The sequence below is a fragment of the Oculatella sp. LEGE 06141 genome, from assembly GCF_015207605.1.
Taxonomy (GTDB): Bacteria; Cyanobacteriota; Cyanobacteriia; order Elainellales; family Elainellaceae; genus Oculatella.
The window spans coordinates 63,945-79,319 of sequence record NZ_JADEWO010000035.1; the positions used below are offsets into that span (position 1 = coordinate 63,945).

At 53.6% G+C, this 15,375-nt stretch carries 13 protein-coding genes; 3 read left to right on the forward strand and 10 right to left on the reverse strand.

The window, feature by feature from the left end; translation table 11 throughout:
* Positions 1–13 precede the first annotated feature (13 nt).
* From pcrA to IQ268_RS21080, 5 genes are all read right to left on the reverse strand, one after another.
* Positions 14–2,356 carry a DNA helicase PcrA gene (pcrA, locus tag IQ268_RS21060; protein WP_193883402.1) on the reverse strand — a complete coding sequence of 781 codons (2,343 nt, stop codon included), beginning with the start codon at positions 2,354–2,356 and terminating at the stop codon, positions 14–16.
* A gap of 168 nt (positions 2,357–2,524) precedes the next feature.
* Positions 2,525–3,181 (reverse strand): response regulator transcription factor, encoded by a 657-nt coding sequence (locus IQ268_RS33530; RefSeq protein ID WP_193883404.1) that lies wholly within the window; start codon positions 3,179–3,181, stop codon positions 2,525–2,527.
* Positions 3,178–4,044: a S1C family serine protease gene (locus IQ268_RS21070; protein ID WP_193883406.1), complete on the reverse strand. Its 867-nt coding sequence runs from the start codon at positions 4,042–4,044 to the stop codon at positions 3,178–3,180. Before IQ268_RS21070 ends, IQ268_RS33530 begins: the two co-directional genes overlap by 4 nt.
* 6 nt (positions 4,045–4,050) lie before the next feature.
* On the reverse strand, positions 4,051–4,971 hold the full coding sequence (locus tag IQ268_RS21075; protein WP_193883408.1) for a S1C family serine protease: 921 nt from the start codon (positions 4,969–4,971) through the stop codon (positions 4,051–4,053).
* A 45-nt stretch (positions 4,972–5,016) separates the two neighbouring features.
* Positions 5,017–5,184 carry a hypothetical protein gene (locus IQ268_RS21080; protein WP_193883410.1) on the reverse strand — a complete coding sequence of 56 codons (168 nt, stop codon included), beginning with the start codon at positions 5,182–5,184 and terminating at the stop codon, positions 5,017–5,019.
* On the opposite strand from IQ268_RS21080, the gene IQ268_RS21085 reads away from it, so the two are divergent.
* On the forward strand, positions 5,183–6,133 hold the full coding sequence (locus tag IQ268_RS21085) for an alpha/beta fold hydrolase (RefSeq protein WP_193883412.1): 951 nt from the start codon (positions 5,183–5,185) through the stop codon (positions 6,131–6,133). The two genes, IQ268_RS21080 and IQ268_RS21085, sit on opposite strands and share 2 nt — an antisense overlap.
* 459 nt (positions 6,134–6,592) lie before the next feature.
* A complete protein-coding gene (locus IQ268_RS21090; RefSeq protein WP_228035589.1) occupies positions 6,593–7,876 on the forward strand; it encodes a hypothetical protein in 1,284 nt (427 codons plus the stop codon).
* A gap of 55 nt (positions 7,877–7,931) precedes the next feature.
* Here the strand turns inward: IQ268_RS21090 and IQ268_RS21095 are convergent, their stop codons facing one another.
* On the reverse strand, positions 7,932–8,870 hold the full coding sequence (locus IQ268_RS21095; RefSeq protein ID WP_193883414.1) for a peptidoglycan DD-metalloendopeptidase family protein: 939 nt from the start codon (positions 8,868–8,870) through the stop codon (positions 7,932–7,934).
* A 353-nt stretch (positions 8,871–9,223) separates the two neighbouring features.
* On the opposite strand from IQ268_RS21095, the gene IQ268_RS21100 reads away from it, so the two are divergent.
* Positions 9,224–10,438, forward strand: coding sequence for an HhoA/HhoB/HtrA family serine endopeptidase (locus IQ268_RS21100; RefSeq protein ID WP_193883416.1), 1,215 nt, complete (start codon positions 9,224–9,226; stop codon positions 10,436–10,438).
* Between the two features lie 177 nt (positions 10,439–10,615).
* On the opposite strand, the gene IQ268_RS21105 is transcribed toward IQ268_RS21100, so the two are convergent.
* The 4 genes from IQ268_RS21105 to IQ268_RS21120 all read right to left on the reverse strand — a co-directional run bounded on the left by IQ268_RS21105 (position 10,616) and on the right by IQ268_RS21120 (position 14,894).
* A complete protein-coding gene (locus IQ268_RS21105; RefSeq protein ID WP_193883418.1) occupies positions 10,616–10,981 on the reverse strand; it encodes a DUF760 domain-containing protein in 366 nt (121 codons plus the stop codon).
* Between the two features lie 123 nt (positions 10,982–11,104).
* A complete protein-coding gene (scpB, locus tag IQ268_RS21110) occupies positions 11,105–11,674 on the reverse strand; it encodes an SMC-Scp complex subunit ScpB (RefSeq protein WP_193883420.1) in 570 nt (189 codons plus the stop codon).
* Positions 11,675–11,789: 115 nt separating this feature from the next.
* A complete protein-coding gene (locus IQ268_RS21115; RefSeq protein ID WP_193883422.1) occupies positions 11,790–12,641 on the reverse strand; it encodes an ABC transporter ATP-binding protein in 852 nt (283 codons plus the stop codon).
* Between the two features lie 315 nt (positions 12,642–12,956).
* Positions 12,957–14,894 (reverse strand): S9 family peptidase, encoded by a 1,938-nt coding sequence (locus tag IQ268_RS21120; protein WP_193883424.1) that lies wholly within the window; start codon positions 14,892–14,894, stop codon positions 12,957–12,959.
* Positions 14,895–15,375: the final 481 nt, after the last annotated feature.

The following is a 15,375-nucleotide window of genomic DNA, read 5'->3' on the forward strand; positions in this document are numbered from 1 at the left end:
CTGACGTGACCCGTTAATCTACTCGCTGGAGCGGCGTAATTTTGGGATCGACAATCTTTTGGCCGATACCGGGAAACTTGATCGCCAGACAGATTTTGTTGCCTGCCCCAAAGATATGAGTCACCTGGCCTGCGCCAAATGCTTTGTGGTGAACGCGATCGCCCACTGTCCAGTCGTCTTCGTGGGTATCTGGCAGATGGCTCACCTCCTGCTTCACCTCGCGTACAGGGGTTGTCCAGCGGGTAGGAATGGCCGTCGCCCCGTTCGACAGCAACAAATCTCGCGGCAGCTCCGCCAGGAACAGCGACGGGCTGGCAGGTTCACGCGACCCATACAGCCGCCGTTCGCGGGCGTAGGTTAAAAACAATCGTTCCTTGGCACGGGTAATGCCCACATAGCAAAGGCGGCGTTCTTCTTCGATGGCAGCCGCATCTTCTAAGGAACGGAAGTTGGGAAATAAGCCCTGTTCCATCCCCACCAGGAAGACAACCGGAAACTCCAACCCTTTTGACGAATGCAGCGTCATCAGCGACACTTTAGACTGTTCTTCCTGAAGATCGTCCAGGTCGGAAGACAGCGAGGCATTAGCCAGGAACGTGCTTAAGTTGGCCTCCTCGTTATCGTCCTCAAACTGCCGCACCGCGTTGTATAACTCCTGCACGTTTTGCAAGCGATCGAGCGCCTCGTCTGTATCCTGCGCCCTCAAATCGCTGACATAGCCCGAATCGTCTAACACGCCCTGCACAATTTCTGAGGCGGGTAGCGTATCCAGCTTTTCCTGCCAGGTTTTAAGGATGTGCGTAAATCGATTCAACGATTTAGCCGCACGCCCCGCCAGTGCCTGAGCAGAGGATTCGTCGCTAATAATCTCCCAGAAGGGCACGTTCATTTCCCTGGAGGCCGTTTCTAGCCGCTCGATGGTGGCTTTACCGATGCCGCGCCGGGGGGTGTTGATGATGCGCTTGAGGCTAACGGTGTCTGAGGGATTGGCGATCGCCCGCAGATAGGCCAGCACGTCTTTAATTTCTTTGCGATCGTAAAACTTTAACCCGCCCACAACGGTATAGGGAATGCTTAACCGCACCAGCGCTTCTTCAAAGGCGCGAGATTGGGCGTTGGTTCGGTACAGGATGGCAAAACTGCCCCAGTGCAGTTCTGGGTTTTGCAGCTCCAGTTGGTGAATTTGCCGCACCACAAAATCAGCTTCGACCGTTTCGTCATCGGCTCGGTAACAGTAAAGCGATTCACCGGGGCCACGGGTCGGACGCAACACTTTGTCGATGCGCTCCGTGTTGTTTTCGATCAGGTGATTGGCAACCTGAAGAATATTTTCGGTGGAGCGATAATTCTCCTCCAGCTTGACCATCGTTCGCGTATCATCATCGGCCAAACCGTCGCCAAAATCGGTCTGGAAGTTCATCAAAATGGTGAAATCTGCCGCTCGAAACGAGTAAATTGACTGATCGGCATCACCCACAACAAAGATCGAGCGGTAGTTCCAGTCGTCAAACCGTTCGGCTTTGCCGTTGGTAACCAGCATCCGGATCAGATTGTACTGAGTGCGGTTGGTGTCTTGATATTCGTCCACCAAAATGTGGCGGAACCGACGGTGCCAGTAATCTAAAACCTGCTCGTTTTGCCGAAATAACTGCACCGGAATCAGAATCAGGTCGTCAAAATCGAGCGCGTTGTTTTCAACCAGCAACCGCTGATATTCGGCGTAGACGTTGGCAATCACGCGACCGCGAAAGTTGGGCTGTTCTTGCTCCAGGTCGGCAGGCGACCAACCCTGGTTTTTGGCATTGCTGATGGCATAGCGCACCGATCGCGGCTCAAATTTTTTGTCATCTAAACTGAGGCGGTTGATGACAATATCTTTCACCAGGCTTTGCACATCCGACTCATCAAAGATGGAAAAGCTGCGCGTCCAGCGTCGCCCGTTCTCATCCTGATATTTCTCAATGTCGAAGCGCAAAATGCGGGAACACAGAGCATGGAAGGTGCCAATCCACAGCTCTTTAGTGATGGTTTTGTAGACGTGCGATCGCAACCGGGTTTGTTCAATAGGAGCCATTGCTTCTAGCGGCTTGCCGTGCCGTGCATAGGCTTCCCGTTCTGCAAATAGCTTCTCAATCCGTTCTTTCATCTCGCGAGCCGCTTTGTTGGTAAACGTTACGGCCAGGATGTTTTCTGGGTCAACCCGATGGGTTAGCACCAGGTTGGCAATTCGATAGGTTAAGGCGCGTGTTTTGCCGGAACCCGCTCCGGCCACCACCAACAACGGGCCACAGTAATGTTCAACGGCGCGACGCTGAGAAGAATTGAGATGGCTGAGAAAATCAACAGTTTGGGTCATGAATGAGCAAAAAAGGGATGCGATGCCGCTATTAAAGCGCTTCTAGTCAAGCGTATCGTATCTGCTAAATTCCTGGCAGTGATGGGGATGAATTGGGAAAGCAGAAGCGCTAATAGATTACCACCAACCCATTGCACCTGCCGCTTACCTCAATACGGCAAAATCAACCTACAGCAAAATTAATCCCTGTCGCGCCCCTAACATCACCGCTTCGGTGCGGCTGGACACTCCAAACTTGGTGAAGATGGAGCTGATATGAAACTTGACAGTGTGTTCGGAAATGCTGAGCCGTTTGGCGATCGCTTTATTTCCCAGCCCTTCGGCTAACATACCCAATACTTCTATTTCGCGGGGAGTTAGAACCTGGCTGGGGCTGGCAGGAAGCGATCGGCTCATGACCGGAAGAGAGGGCAGCAACACCTCTACCAGATCGGGGTGAAGGGTGACTAATCCGGCGGCGACAGCTTCGATGGTCATGATGATGTCAGCGGCGATCGCATCGATTGGCAAGATACCGCGAACGCCAGCCCGTAATGCTTCGGCCAGCCAACTGGCTGGCACATCATCCACTAATAGCACGATCGCAGGGAATGACAGTCCGTTTTCGACATTCGACATTTCGACACTCGATAAAGGACTGAGCGTCTCGTCTGGTGCGTCTACTTCCAACAGCACGACTTCTGGCTGCACGGTTTCAATCTGCTGCGGCAACCGCTCGAAGTCGGTCAGGCTACCCGCCACTTGCAGGTTAGGGCTGCTAGCCACCATTGCTTCCAGCCCAACCTGCATAATCACAGAACTCGCCCCAATCAAAACACGAATCACGCGGCTTTTGCTCCACCGTGGTGACCAACGACGAGAGTAAGGGCGGTCATCTGACCGCTCCGCACCAGATCGAGCGAAAGTGCATCTCCTGGATTGGCCTCTGACAGGATGAACGCTAAGTCCTCTGATGTCTGAAACCGCTGCTCGTTAATGCCCACCAGGACATCGCCTGGAAGTAGCCCCCCCACGTCGGCAGGGCTATTGGGGCTAATCTCCAAAGCCAGCCAACCTAGATAGCGATCGCCCTGCCACGGCACCAGCACGGGTTGAAGCGTAATGCCAAGATAAGGGCGGCGATCTCGACTGCTCAAAAAGCGCTCGACGGTTTGGCTCGGAATTGCAAAGGCGCGACCGTCCACAATCATGCTATTGACTCCAATCACCTGCCCCTGGGCATTGGCTAAGGGGCCACCAGAGTTGCCGGGAGCCAGCCGCAGGTTGGCCTGTATCCAGGAACGGCGGTTGAACGGTTTAGATGAAGGCATTGCATGAACAATGCCAGTGGTTAACACACCTGTAACCCCAAGGGGGTTCCCCACGGCAAACACCAACTCTCCAACCCGGATTTGTCTGGAATCGGCCACGGCGACGGCTGGCAATCCAGAGGCATTGATCACCAGGGAAGCCAGGTCGCGTTGCCAGTCTGTTGCAATCACTCTGGCCTCAAACGAGCGACCATCGGCTAAAGTGGCGATCGCCCGTTTGCCCCGCAGGACATGAGCATTGGTCACAATCAATCCATCCGAGTGCCAGATAATGCCTGATCCAACTCCAGAGCGCCGCCCCTGGATCTGCACCGTTGAGCGACGCAGGGTTTCTGCCAGTGCCGCTAGTTCTTGATCGACAGTTTGTGAAAGGGTCATAGAAACTTACCTCTGGAGTCGCTCGCCAATGGTGATGGAACATTCAATCAAGGCACCGCCGCGAATGATCTGTGCGGTCAGGGGTTTGCTCACCTGTTCGGGGTCAAGCATGGCGTGAACATCGTGAATATCTTCAATGGGGCGATCGTTCAGCCGCACTAAAATATCGCCGATTAGCACTCCGGCCTGGTCGGCAGGGCTACCGGATTCCGTGCTGATGATAATGACGGCGTTAGTGTTGGGCAGGTTAAGCGATTGCCTCAAGCGATCGGGCAGCGGCAACGGCTGCATTCCCACTCCCAAATAGCCGCGAGCAATGCGTCCCCGTTGCAGCAGTTGGTTAACCACACGGCTGACGGTGCTAACCGGAATCGTTAGCGTGGTGTGCCGTGGCCCGGATGTATTCATGCCAATGACCTGACCTTGCAGGTTGATCAACGCTCCCCCAGAAAACCCCGGATACAGAGTTAAATCGGGGCGGATGAACTGGTCTATCTGTCCACCGTGCCACGATCGCCAGGTGCCACCGAGGGCACTAATTACGCCAAAGCTGGCCGCAATCCCATCGCTCGATCGCCCCAGGGCTAGCACCATATGTCCCACTTTTAGCTCAGGCGCTTCGACCAGTTCTGCGGCGGGAAGATCCACCTCTTGCAGTCGTAAAACGGCTAGATCCGTTCCAGAGTCTCGTCCGACCAGCGTTGCAGCAAGGGTGCGATCGTCGGCAACGGTAACCGTAATGTCTTCTTCTCGTTTGATGGTGTGATCTGCTGTCACCACAATTCCTGGCTGCCAGTGAACACCACTCGACGAACATCGCTGACGGGCATTCACCGTCACAATCGCGTTGGCAGCATGGGCGATCGCGTCGGCTAAATCATTCGATAAGGCCACCAATGGGCTAATAGAATCTGATAAGGGTGTCATCCATTCCTCCAGCGGACGTATGGTGCTTGAATCGCACCTCTTGCTTTAAGGATGCAAAACGGCAACGACCATCACCATCGGATAAATGGCTAGCTTGCAGCCTGGACAACTGGCTAGGGTCGGATGGGTTAGGGTCGATCGCCATAAAGGCATAGGTGGAAACTGGAGATGCGGTGTAGGGTGAAACAGTAAGGAGACATTGTGTAGTGCCATGCCATCTCAAACGTCTAACCAACCGTCTGACCAAGTGACTGCCCGTGCCCCGATCGCGCCCACCCAGTTCTATACATGGCGAGACTACCGCTGCGCGTACGAGGTGCGGGGTAACGAGAGCAATCACAATGTGCCGCTCTTGTTGATTCATCCCGTTGGGGTCGGGCTATCGCGCCGCTTTTGGGATCGCTTTAATCAGCGCTGGTTGGAATCAGGCCAGCCTCAACCGATCTACAATCCCGATCTATTAGGCTGTGGCGAGAGCGCAATGCCGCACGTGGCCTACACGCCAGACGATTGGGCAGCGCAGCTTCAGCACTTTTTGAACACCGTGATCCAAAAACCTGCCATTGTGGTGGCTCAGGGGGCGTTGTTTCCGGTGGCGATCGCATTAGTGCAGCGTCAGCCCGATTTAGTCAAAGCCTTAATTTTAGCAGGCCCCCCCGCCTGGCCTGTGATGACTCGCACCACACCCACCTGGCAACAAAAGCTGAGTTGGAATCTGTTCGACTCTCCGTTGGGCAGCAGTTTCTACCGCTATGCCCGACGACGACAGTTTCTACAATCGTTTTCCGAAAAACAGCTCTTTGCCGATCGCCAACGGGTCGATTCCGAATGGCTGGACACCCTGAAGCGGGGGGCAGACGATCCGGCTAGCCGTCATGCGGTGTTTTCGTTTTTGGCAGGCTTTTGGCGCAAAAATTACGAATCGGCGATCGCCCACATTCAACAACCTACGCTGGTGGTGCTTGGCAACACGGCATCCAGCATCAGCCGTTCGGGTAAATCAGAAACGCCAGACGAGCGCATGGCCGACTATTTACAACGCCTGCCCGCCGGAGAAGGCATTCAGCTTTCGGGGCGCAACGTATTGCCATACGAATCGACCGCCGAGTTTGTCGAGGCGATCGTCCCCTTTGTTACCCGCCAGGGAACCAGCCTGACTTGACGGTGTATCAAAGGTGTACGAAATTGCAGTTTTAGATACAATTTGGATTTGCTGCCCCCGTTACCATACCTGAATCATAGTCGCTGCATCTAGCCGCCGATGGTGGCCTATAAGAGCTGCCGGAAACTGGCATCGCAGAGCGCTTTAGATGGGGTGTAGGCTACCGGGTTGCATCGCTCATGTAACGTTACCAGCGCTTAAGCCAAGCCGCTCCACTGTTTAGCATTTTGCTCCACGGGGTCAGGATGTGGTACCAACCGTTGCCACACAAGCATTGATCTGAGCCAGCGCTTCATATAAGCTAGTAGATTAATTTGTTCAGGTAGATTTGTTGCAATTTACCTGGATGCTGAGACAATGAGCAGAGGCAGTTTTGCTTTCTCTGGGGAGTGATTGAGACTTGAGCCACCTCCGGTTGGCTGTCGTCCTTGGTGTTTGGGGTGTGAGGGCTAAAAGAGGATGATGGACATCTGTTCCAGCTATGGCAACCGCCCAATTACGTCGCATGAACAGCAGCTATACAACCACTGGTTACAGTGTGTTGAAACTGAGTCTCCTGGCAAACTGTTGTGGCGGTTTCGCAAACTGTTTATTGACGGAGTGGCCTATCCCGACCACGCTGTTTGGCGATCGCTAGAGCAGGTTCTAGCCAGCAGTTCGGTCGAGCGAGACTTTAAATTTATCTTGAACCGTAGCTGCCATATTTTTATTAACCGCTGGTTAATGCAACCCCGGCTTCAAACCGCTATTCCTGAGCTGGTTGCTTTGTTTGAAGCCCATCCCACCGGAACGGCTCGCACCTGGACAACCCAACGGCTCCGCTGTTTGGTGCGGCAGTTTAAGCAAACCGAGCAATACACGGCGATGCGGCGGTTAGCTCATGTTATTGCTCAAGCCAGAGACGAATCGGTGAACAACACCAAACCGCTGGGAACGCTGGTTCATCGCTATCCCTATTTGTATAAACACGGCCTGTTGACGGAAGACAGCACCCTGGAACAATGGCAGCGCGTCCGGCAGTTGCAACATCAAGTGCAGCGCCGTTTTGAAGTCAATTTGTCTCACTACATCACGCATCGGTTGCGCCATTCCTACTGCATGGCTGCCAATCAGCTATCTCTCCCTTATGGTGTGGCTGCTATGCCACCCAACGGTCGCTCGGCGCAGAATCCAACGCTGTTGAGCGATCGCAGCCTCGATGCTGCCGTGAAACACTACGGTGGTAAAGTCGATGGTTGCAACACCTACCGCGATATTGCTCAGCACTTCCTCACCTACAGCAAACAGGCTCCTTGCTATCGCACCTTTAAGCGTGAGCTATACGACTATCTCACGGCTTCAATCGACCCTAAATATGGCAATCGTCAGTTTAATCAACGGCTGGCGGTTTATTTAGACAATATCCTGTCGTGCAGCAATGGCGATCGGCTAAATGACACGTTGCTGACCGGCACCTGTAGGCACCTGCTCAACTTTTTGGTTGTGCAAAGCTCTTACAAACTCGACCATTTTGTTTACAGTGATTTGACCGCTAATTTAGGTACATCGGTCACTATCGGCTTGCTGCTTAAAATTGTGCTGCTCTGTTCCAGGGTTAAGTCCCATTTGGAAAAACGGTTTGCTATCCTGTTTAACCACTACGAACTGCACGATCGCGAAGGGGTTAATTGGCTGATTGAATCGTTAGAGCATCTCAACATTGCCCTGAGTTTAAATTTCAGCCGCATGAACCTTAGCTACTAATAGCGCCTGTTAGTAGCACCTATTATTAAGGATGCAAGCATTGGTAGCGGTTGGGCTAGCGCACGCCAACTTGAACATTGTCGATGTAGTTAGAGGGATCTTGAGCCACCCACCCTAGCTCAGAGTTGGTTCGTACTTCAAAATGCAGGTGGGGGCGGCTGGCCAGCCCGGTTGCGCCTACGGTACCCAGGCGATCGCCTCGTCTCAACGTTTGGCCTACTCGCACCGTCATACTGTTTAGCTGCGCGTAGCGCGTCTGCAGCCCTTGACTGTGATTAACCACCACCAGGTTGCCATAATTTCCCTGTTCGCCTGCAAATGCCACCGTGCCATCTCCTACCGACAAGACAGGAGTGCCCGTATCGGCGGCTAAGTCAACGCCGCTGTGGTAGGCTACTTCGCCCGATGCCGAATCGAGTTGCCATCCATATCCGGTGATGACTGAGGCAACGGTTGCCAGGGGATAACCCGCCAATACGCCAGTTGGCTGTGGAGTTGTCCCGGTGGGCTGAGTGGGTGACCAGTTAACACCGGGCACAAACACAACTCTTGGTTCCGTTTGGCAACCGTTGACTTCAAATAACACATCGGCTCGCACATTGTAGGTTGCGGCCACATCTCGCCAGCTCTGCCCGGATGGCACTTCCACTCGAATTCCGTTATAGGGTGGAATTAAAATTTCGCTACCTGCCGGGGCGTTCCCCCCCGATCGCAACACTGGATTTAACCCCATCAAAGTGGCCGGAATCAGGTTGTAGCGTTGGGCAATATCCACCAAGGTTTCTCCAGATGCCACACGGTGCCGCTCTACCCGTGATAGGGCTGGCTCAGGGCAGAGAGAACCCGTTTGCTTGGTGGCAGTTGCGGCGGCTTGAGGCCACAGGTTCTGCGCCGATACCACAGGGGCAGCGTTGCTGATGCCTGTGGGTAGCCACCAGCCCACTAAAACCGAAAAACAAACTGAAAAATAGGGAAACAAACGAGACGATTTCATACGGCAGGAGCATTGAATGGGGCAGCACACCGTTACGATGTGCTTCAATTAAATTCTAGGTCGTGTGCTTAAAGTCGTTTGGCTGGGGCGGTGATGTCCCAGGTGGGCACCCTTGCAGTGGCAGGTTAAGCGTTAATCATTGACTTACAATGCTAATTTTTAAGTCTTGGGGTTTTATTTTCATCTTTTCGACTAACCGTGTTAGACAAGGAGTAAGCATCAACCGCAGCACGAGTCGTACCGCATAGGGACAGCCGTAACGACTGGAGATCCGCTACTCTGTTTTGACGTTAACGTTTCAGCTTTAGTTCACCCGGTGTCGGGTCAATCTTGCCAACATGGGAAAACAAACTATGGGCTCATCACTTAAACAAATCGGACTCTATGCCGTATTGCTGGCAGTGGGGGGTGGTGCAGGGTGGGCAAGCGGCTATTACCTGAATCCAGAGAATCGACCTGCCAGTTCCAGCATGTCTCCGATTGCGATCGAGTCCCCAACCGAGCAACCGTCTCAGCTTTCTACGGTGCGCGTAGTAGAGCGCAATAATCCCAACTTTATTGCAGATGCCGTCGAAAAGGTTGGCCCTGCCGTGGTGCGAATTGATTCCTCTCGTACGGTCGCCAGTCGGGTGCCTGAAGCATTCCACAATCCTTTGTTTCGTCGCTTTTTTGGGGATGATGTGCCTCCCTCGCAAGACCAGCAAATTGAGCGGGGGACGGGGTCGGGGTTTATCATCAGCGCTGATGGGCATGTGATTACCAACGCCCATGTGGTCGATCGCGCCGATCGCGTCACGGTTACGCTCAAGGACGGTCGGTCGTTTGATGGCGAAGTGGTGGGCACCGATCCGGTGACCGACGTTGCGGCTGTGAAAATTCAAGCGGTCGATTTACCCAGCGTTACCTTTGGCAGCTCCAGAGATTTAATTCCAGGCCAATGGGCGATCGCCATTGGCAACCCCCTGGGGCTGGATAACACGGTCACTGCCGGGATTATCAGTGCCCTGGGGCGATCGAGTTCACAGGTTGGCGTTCCCGACAGACGGGTTCAGTTTATTCAAACCGATGCCGCTATCAATCCCGGCAACTCCGGGGGGCCATTGCTCAACGATCAGGGCGAAGTCATTGGCATCAACACCGCCATTCGAGCCAACGCCCAGGGGTTAGGGTTTGCCATTCCCATCGAAACAGGGCAACGAATTGCCGAACAACTCTTTTCCACCGGACGGGTCGAACATCCGTACCTGGGGATTCAAATGGTCGATCTAACGGCAGATGTGAAAGATCGGCTCAACCGCGACGAAAAGCTGGGGCTAAACGTAACGGCCACCGAGGGGGTGTTGATTGTACAGGTGATGCCCGGTGCCCCTGCCGCTAGCGCTGGCTTGAAAGCCGGAGATGTCATTCTTAAGGTGAATCAAACGCCGGTGACTAGCTCATCGGAGGTGCAAGAGCAGGTCGAATCGAGCCAAATTGGACAGGCGTTGGTCATCGAAATCAACCGGGATGGGCAAACCGAGACGATCGAAGTTCGCCCCAGTGCATTTCCAGTTGAACAAATGGGCTAACGGCGGCACACCATTGGCGATCTAAAGCGAGAAACAGAGGCAAGCTGTTGGTTGAATCGCTGAACCAGCCGCTAATTTGGGCGGAGCGAAACCAACCAAAACCGTTCTAAACTCGTTAGCTGAATGCCTGCTAGCTCAATGAGTGAGCCTGGTTGAGCCGTGGTTAAAACCCGCGATTTATAGTTCGGTGTCCCCAGGCTTGGGGTCGCGCGATAGGGAAATAGACCCTTGAATGCTAGATTCAAGCTCCATTCGTTGCTCCATTCGGCGCAGGAAATACCCGGTCATCATGGCGGAGGCCAGTAAACCCGCCAGGTTTTCTCGATCAGTGGTGATCTGGACGTTAAACGCCTCAGAGGGAAGCACACCCACTAACCCCTGCACGTTTTGGGAGATAATTTGCTTGATTTCAGGACTGATGGAGCGGGCGACTCGCGCTAAGACTTCAGGCGATTGGTGCTGAAGATACTTCAGCAGTTGGTTGGCCTGCACGTCCTCGGCGCTACCATTAAAGAAATCGGCATTATCAGGGTTGAATACCATAGAAACCCTAAGATTTTATTTCACCTAGTTTAATCTATTGTGACATTTATGCCCTCCCCTACGGCTAACCCTGTTAGGAGGAAACTGGGTCTTAAATTCTTCTACCGATAGACAGAGAAGCGATTACGATGGTGGTGATAAGGGGTCTGGGTCATGCGGTATCAATGGTTTTGGGGACGTACTGGCTGAAGCAGCAGTGGAATGGTTCTGTTCCGAGACGCTATACGGCTGGGGCAGTTTGTCCACCTGAAAATATTGATAGAACTTATCGGTGACCTGCAACCAGTAGGAACGTCCGTCCGACTGACGACGTTTACGGACAAAACCTAAATTCACCAGTTCGGGGACATGCTGATAAACCCCAGAACCGCGCAACTCCACTAATTCGGTTTGACTGATGGGGCCTTTGAGGGCGATCGCCGCCAACGTCCGCAGTGCGCCAACCCCCAAATCCAACGGAATCAAAACTTCCACCAGCTCTCGGAAGCCTTCCCGCAGTTGCAGGCAGTAGCCATCGGGCGTTTCCGCAATCTCCAGAGCGCTATCACGATGGGCATAGTCGTCTATCAGTTCAATTAGCCCTTCCTCTGCGGTTTGGCGATCGCATCCGGCATATTCGGCAATTTTGGCGATCGGCAGCGGTTGCCCTTTGAGATAGAGGATGGCTTCAATTTTATTAGCGAGACGCAACATGGACAAAACGCCCGACGAAAAAAGCAGGGTAGTTAAAGCAATGGAGTGACAACCATTTTAACGGCGTTGGGGCGATCGTCCCCAGTTACACCGGGGTGGAGGGTCATGAGTGCAACTAATCCAGATTGCGTCCGGTCAATTCTACAAAAATGTCTTCCAGGTTGGACGGACGGACCATCATTCCGGTTTTGTTGTTCTGTTGCGACAAATAGGTTTCGGCTTCCGGTAGGGTGGGGAAAAACATATAGTCCCAGCGATCGCCATTCTGCTTCATCAACAGCCCTTCACCATGCTTTTGCCGCAGTTCGGGCAATGTGCCCAGCTCTATTAAACTGCCGCTATCGATGATGCCAATGCGGTTGCACAGATATTCCACTTCTTCCATGTAGTGCGTTGTCAGCAGGATGGTCATTCCTTGCTGGTTTAGACCCTTGATAATTTCCCAAAGTCGCCGCCGAGTTTGCGGATCTAGCCCAACGGTGGGTTCATCCAGAAACAAAATCTGCGGTTGATGCAGCAGCGCTCGGGCAATTTGCAGCCGCCGTTTCATGCCACCGGAGAGGGTTTTAACCAGGTCGCTGCGTCGGTCTGCCAGTTCCACATACTCTAACCAGCGCTTGATTTCTTGCTGACGGCGATGCCTGGGGATGTGATGCATCCGCCCATGAAATTCCATGTTTTCCCAAACGGTCAGGTCGGTATCTACGCTGGTCTGCTGCAACACGACCCCAATTTGCTTTTTCACCCCGGCAGGTTGACGAACTACGTCATAGCCTGCCACCACAATGTCACCCTGGGTAGGCTGGGTCAAGGTGGTCAACATGCGAATGGTGGTTGATTTACCAGCCCCGTTCGGTCCCAGCAATCCAAAGATTTCACCCGGATGGATTGTTAGCGACAAATCGGTAACAACGGAAATGTTGTTATAGACCTTGTGAACATTCTGGAGACAAATGGCAAATGACATAGAACCTGGTTAGAACCTGGATATAAGCCCTGGATGTAAGCGACCCTAATTCCACGGTACAACAGCTTGATCCGCCTCTGTTGACTCTTAGAGGATGTTTTAAAGGGGGTGAGTGCCACTCGAATTGCCCCCTTTTCTGGTGTGCCGCAGGCGCTAAGCCCCCAATTCTAAGGGACTTTGAACCAGAATCGGCACAGAGTCGGCTCGAAAGTCCCCACGGTTGGGGTTAGGGGGAGCGAATGCAGCCCATTTGATCCGCTTAAAACAAGCTCCGTAGCACAAGAGCGGACGAGGACAGGCGATCGAGGTTGAAGGTTACGAGTCAAGATTGGCGATCGCCACTGGCTCAATGGAGTCGGCTAGCTCAAAGCCAAAGATGCGCGAGTAAAAGTATAGCTCTGCATCCAGTGCCCGTTTGATGTTGTCTGCCTTACGAAACCCATGCTGCTCGCCTTCAAACAGCACATAGGCCACGGGCAGCCCTTTTACCTGTAGTGCATTAACCATTAACTCGGCCTGGTTGGGGGGCACAATTTTATCTTCATCGCCCTGGAAGAAGATAATGGGGCAGGACAGCCGCTCAACAAACTTAATGGGCGATCGCGCATCGTACAGGTCTTTGCGATCGGGGTAAGGCCCAATCAACCCATCCAGATAGCGCGACTCAAACTTGTGCGTGTCTCTAGCCAGGGCTTCGGTATCGCTAACGCCGTAGTAACTGGCTCCCGCCTTGAACGTATCTCGAAACGTGAGCGCGGCCAGCGTTGTATAGCCGCCAGCGCTGCCGCCGTCGATGCAGAGGCGATCGCCATCCACTTCACCCCGTTCGACCAAATAATTAGCCCCATTGACGCAATCATCGACATCAACAATGCCCCAGTTGCCCTTTAGCCGTTGCCGATAGTCTCGACCGTACCCCGTGCTGCCGCCATAGTTGACATCCAGCACGGCAATGCCCCGACTCGTCCAATATTGAATGCTGGGGTTAAAGGTGGCTGACGTAGCTGCCGTGGGGCCGCCATGACTTTTAACCAACAGCGGTGGGCGATCGCCCGTTGGCGCAGCATAGTCTTGATTTTTGGGCGCGTAGTAGAACCCGTAGGCCGTTTTGCCGTTCTCGGTGGGAAACTCAATCTCTTCTGGAATGGAAAGATAGCCGTTTTCAATCTCGATGGTGCTGGAGCGGCGCAGTTCTTCGATGGCTCCTGTTGCAAGATCCAGACGGGCGATCGCTCCTGGTGCGGTGGGAGATCCTGCGCCAAATACAGCAAGCCCTGCCCCAACCTGCAAGCCGCCAATGCTGGTGTATGGGGTATCGATCGGTTGCAGTTCCAGGGTGGTGGTGTTGAGGCGGGCAAAGTGCTGCACTCCTGCTTCCACATAGGTGCAGATCAGGCGATCGCTCGACTCGAACCCATAAGTAGACATGCCAAACACCCACAGCGGCAAGCCAAACTCGGCATCTTTTTGACACAGCGGCTCGACCTGCCCATCTCGCCAGCGGTAGAGGTTCCACCAGCCTGTAGGGTCGGAGATGAAATACAGCACTCCATCCGGCGACCACTGGGGTTGAAAGACGGATTCTTCCAGGCCACCTGCTACCCGCTGCGAGTTGGTTAGGGTGCCGTCTGCTTGAACGTTAGCCACCCACAGTTCTGTGCCATCCCAGGGCATATTGGGATGGTTCCAGCTAATCCAGGCCAGGTGTGACCCATCGGGGCTAAGGCAAGGAAAGGCATAAAAATCACTGCCCGATACCAGCACCTCGCCTGCTGATTCCCCATGCAGCGGTACGCAAACAAGGGTGTTAACTGGTTCATGCCCTTCAGATGTATGGTCTTCTCGCACGCAGATGAGGCGATCGCGCCCCTGGTCAATCACTGCATCGGCATAGCGCAAATCGGTGGCCGGTGTTAGCGGTGTGGGAGCCTCTCCTAATTGCTGTCGATAGAGCCGCTGATCGGCAAAGTTAGAAAAGTAGGCTGTGCCGTCGGCAACGATGTAAGAACCGCCGCCATATTCATGCACCCGGGTGCGAACGTTGAAGCCCTCTGGGGTTACGTCGGTACACTGCCCGTCGGCTGTGCGGCGGACGAGAACGTAGCGCCCCCCTTCGGTGGGTCGCCCTTCACTCCAGTAAATATCGGTGCCGTCTACTCTGACTTCTCCTAAGCGAACGGTGCCCGCCACGATCAGGTCAGACGTAATGGGAGATTTCCAAGAACCGTAAGGAGCCACGTTTGGATCAGTCATTACTCTTGTTTTAAACAATGGGTCTATTAGCGAGGATAAAAGCTTTTAGGGATCGAAAGCCAGTGAATTAAAGCGATCGCTCCGTATATAGCCCGTATACAGAGGGTGTAAATGTATCGTTTGGGCTGGACTGCGATTTGCCGCCCTCAGCGAGGGATAGGTAGCCAAAGCGTTACAGTCAGGTTGCCGGAACGATCGACACGGAGGCGATCGCTCAATGCTTTCTGGGTCAATACGGGCACACCAATCCTGTAAAAAAGAAGGTGTTTTTCAAGATGGGGGCTAGCGATCCCGGAAAATACGGATGAGCGTTGGTATCTGCTACTGAGGCGCTTGCAACCAAAACACTGAACGCTGCACTTCAGTGTGCAGAGTAGCCAATCACGCGCTGACTTAGGTTTAAAACACGGATTAAGGAGCCCCCTCATGTCTTTTTCTAAAGAAGTTCCTCCCGGAGCCACCCCGCCTATCTCACCCCAAC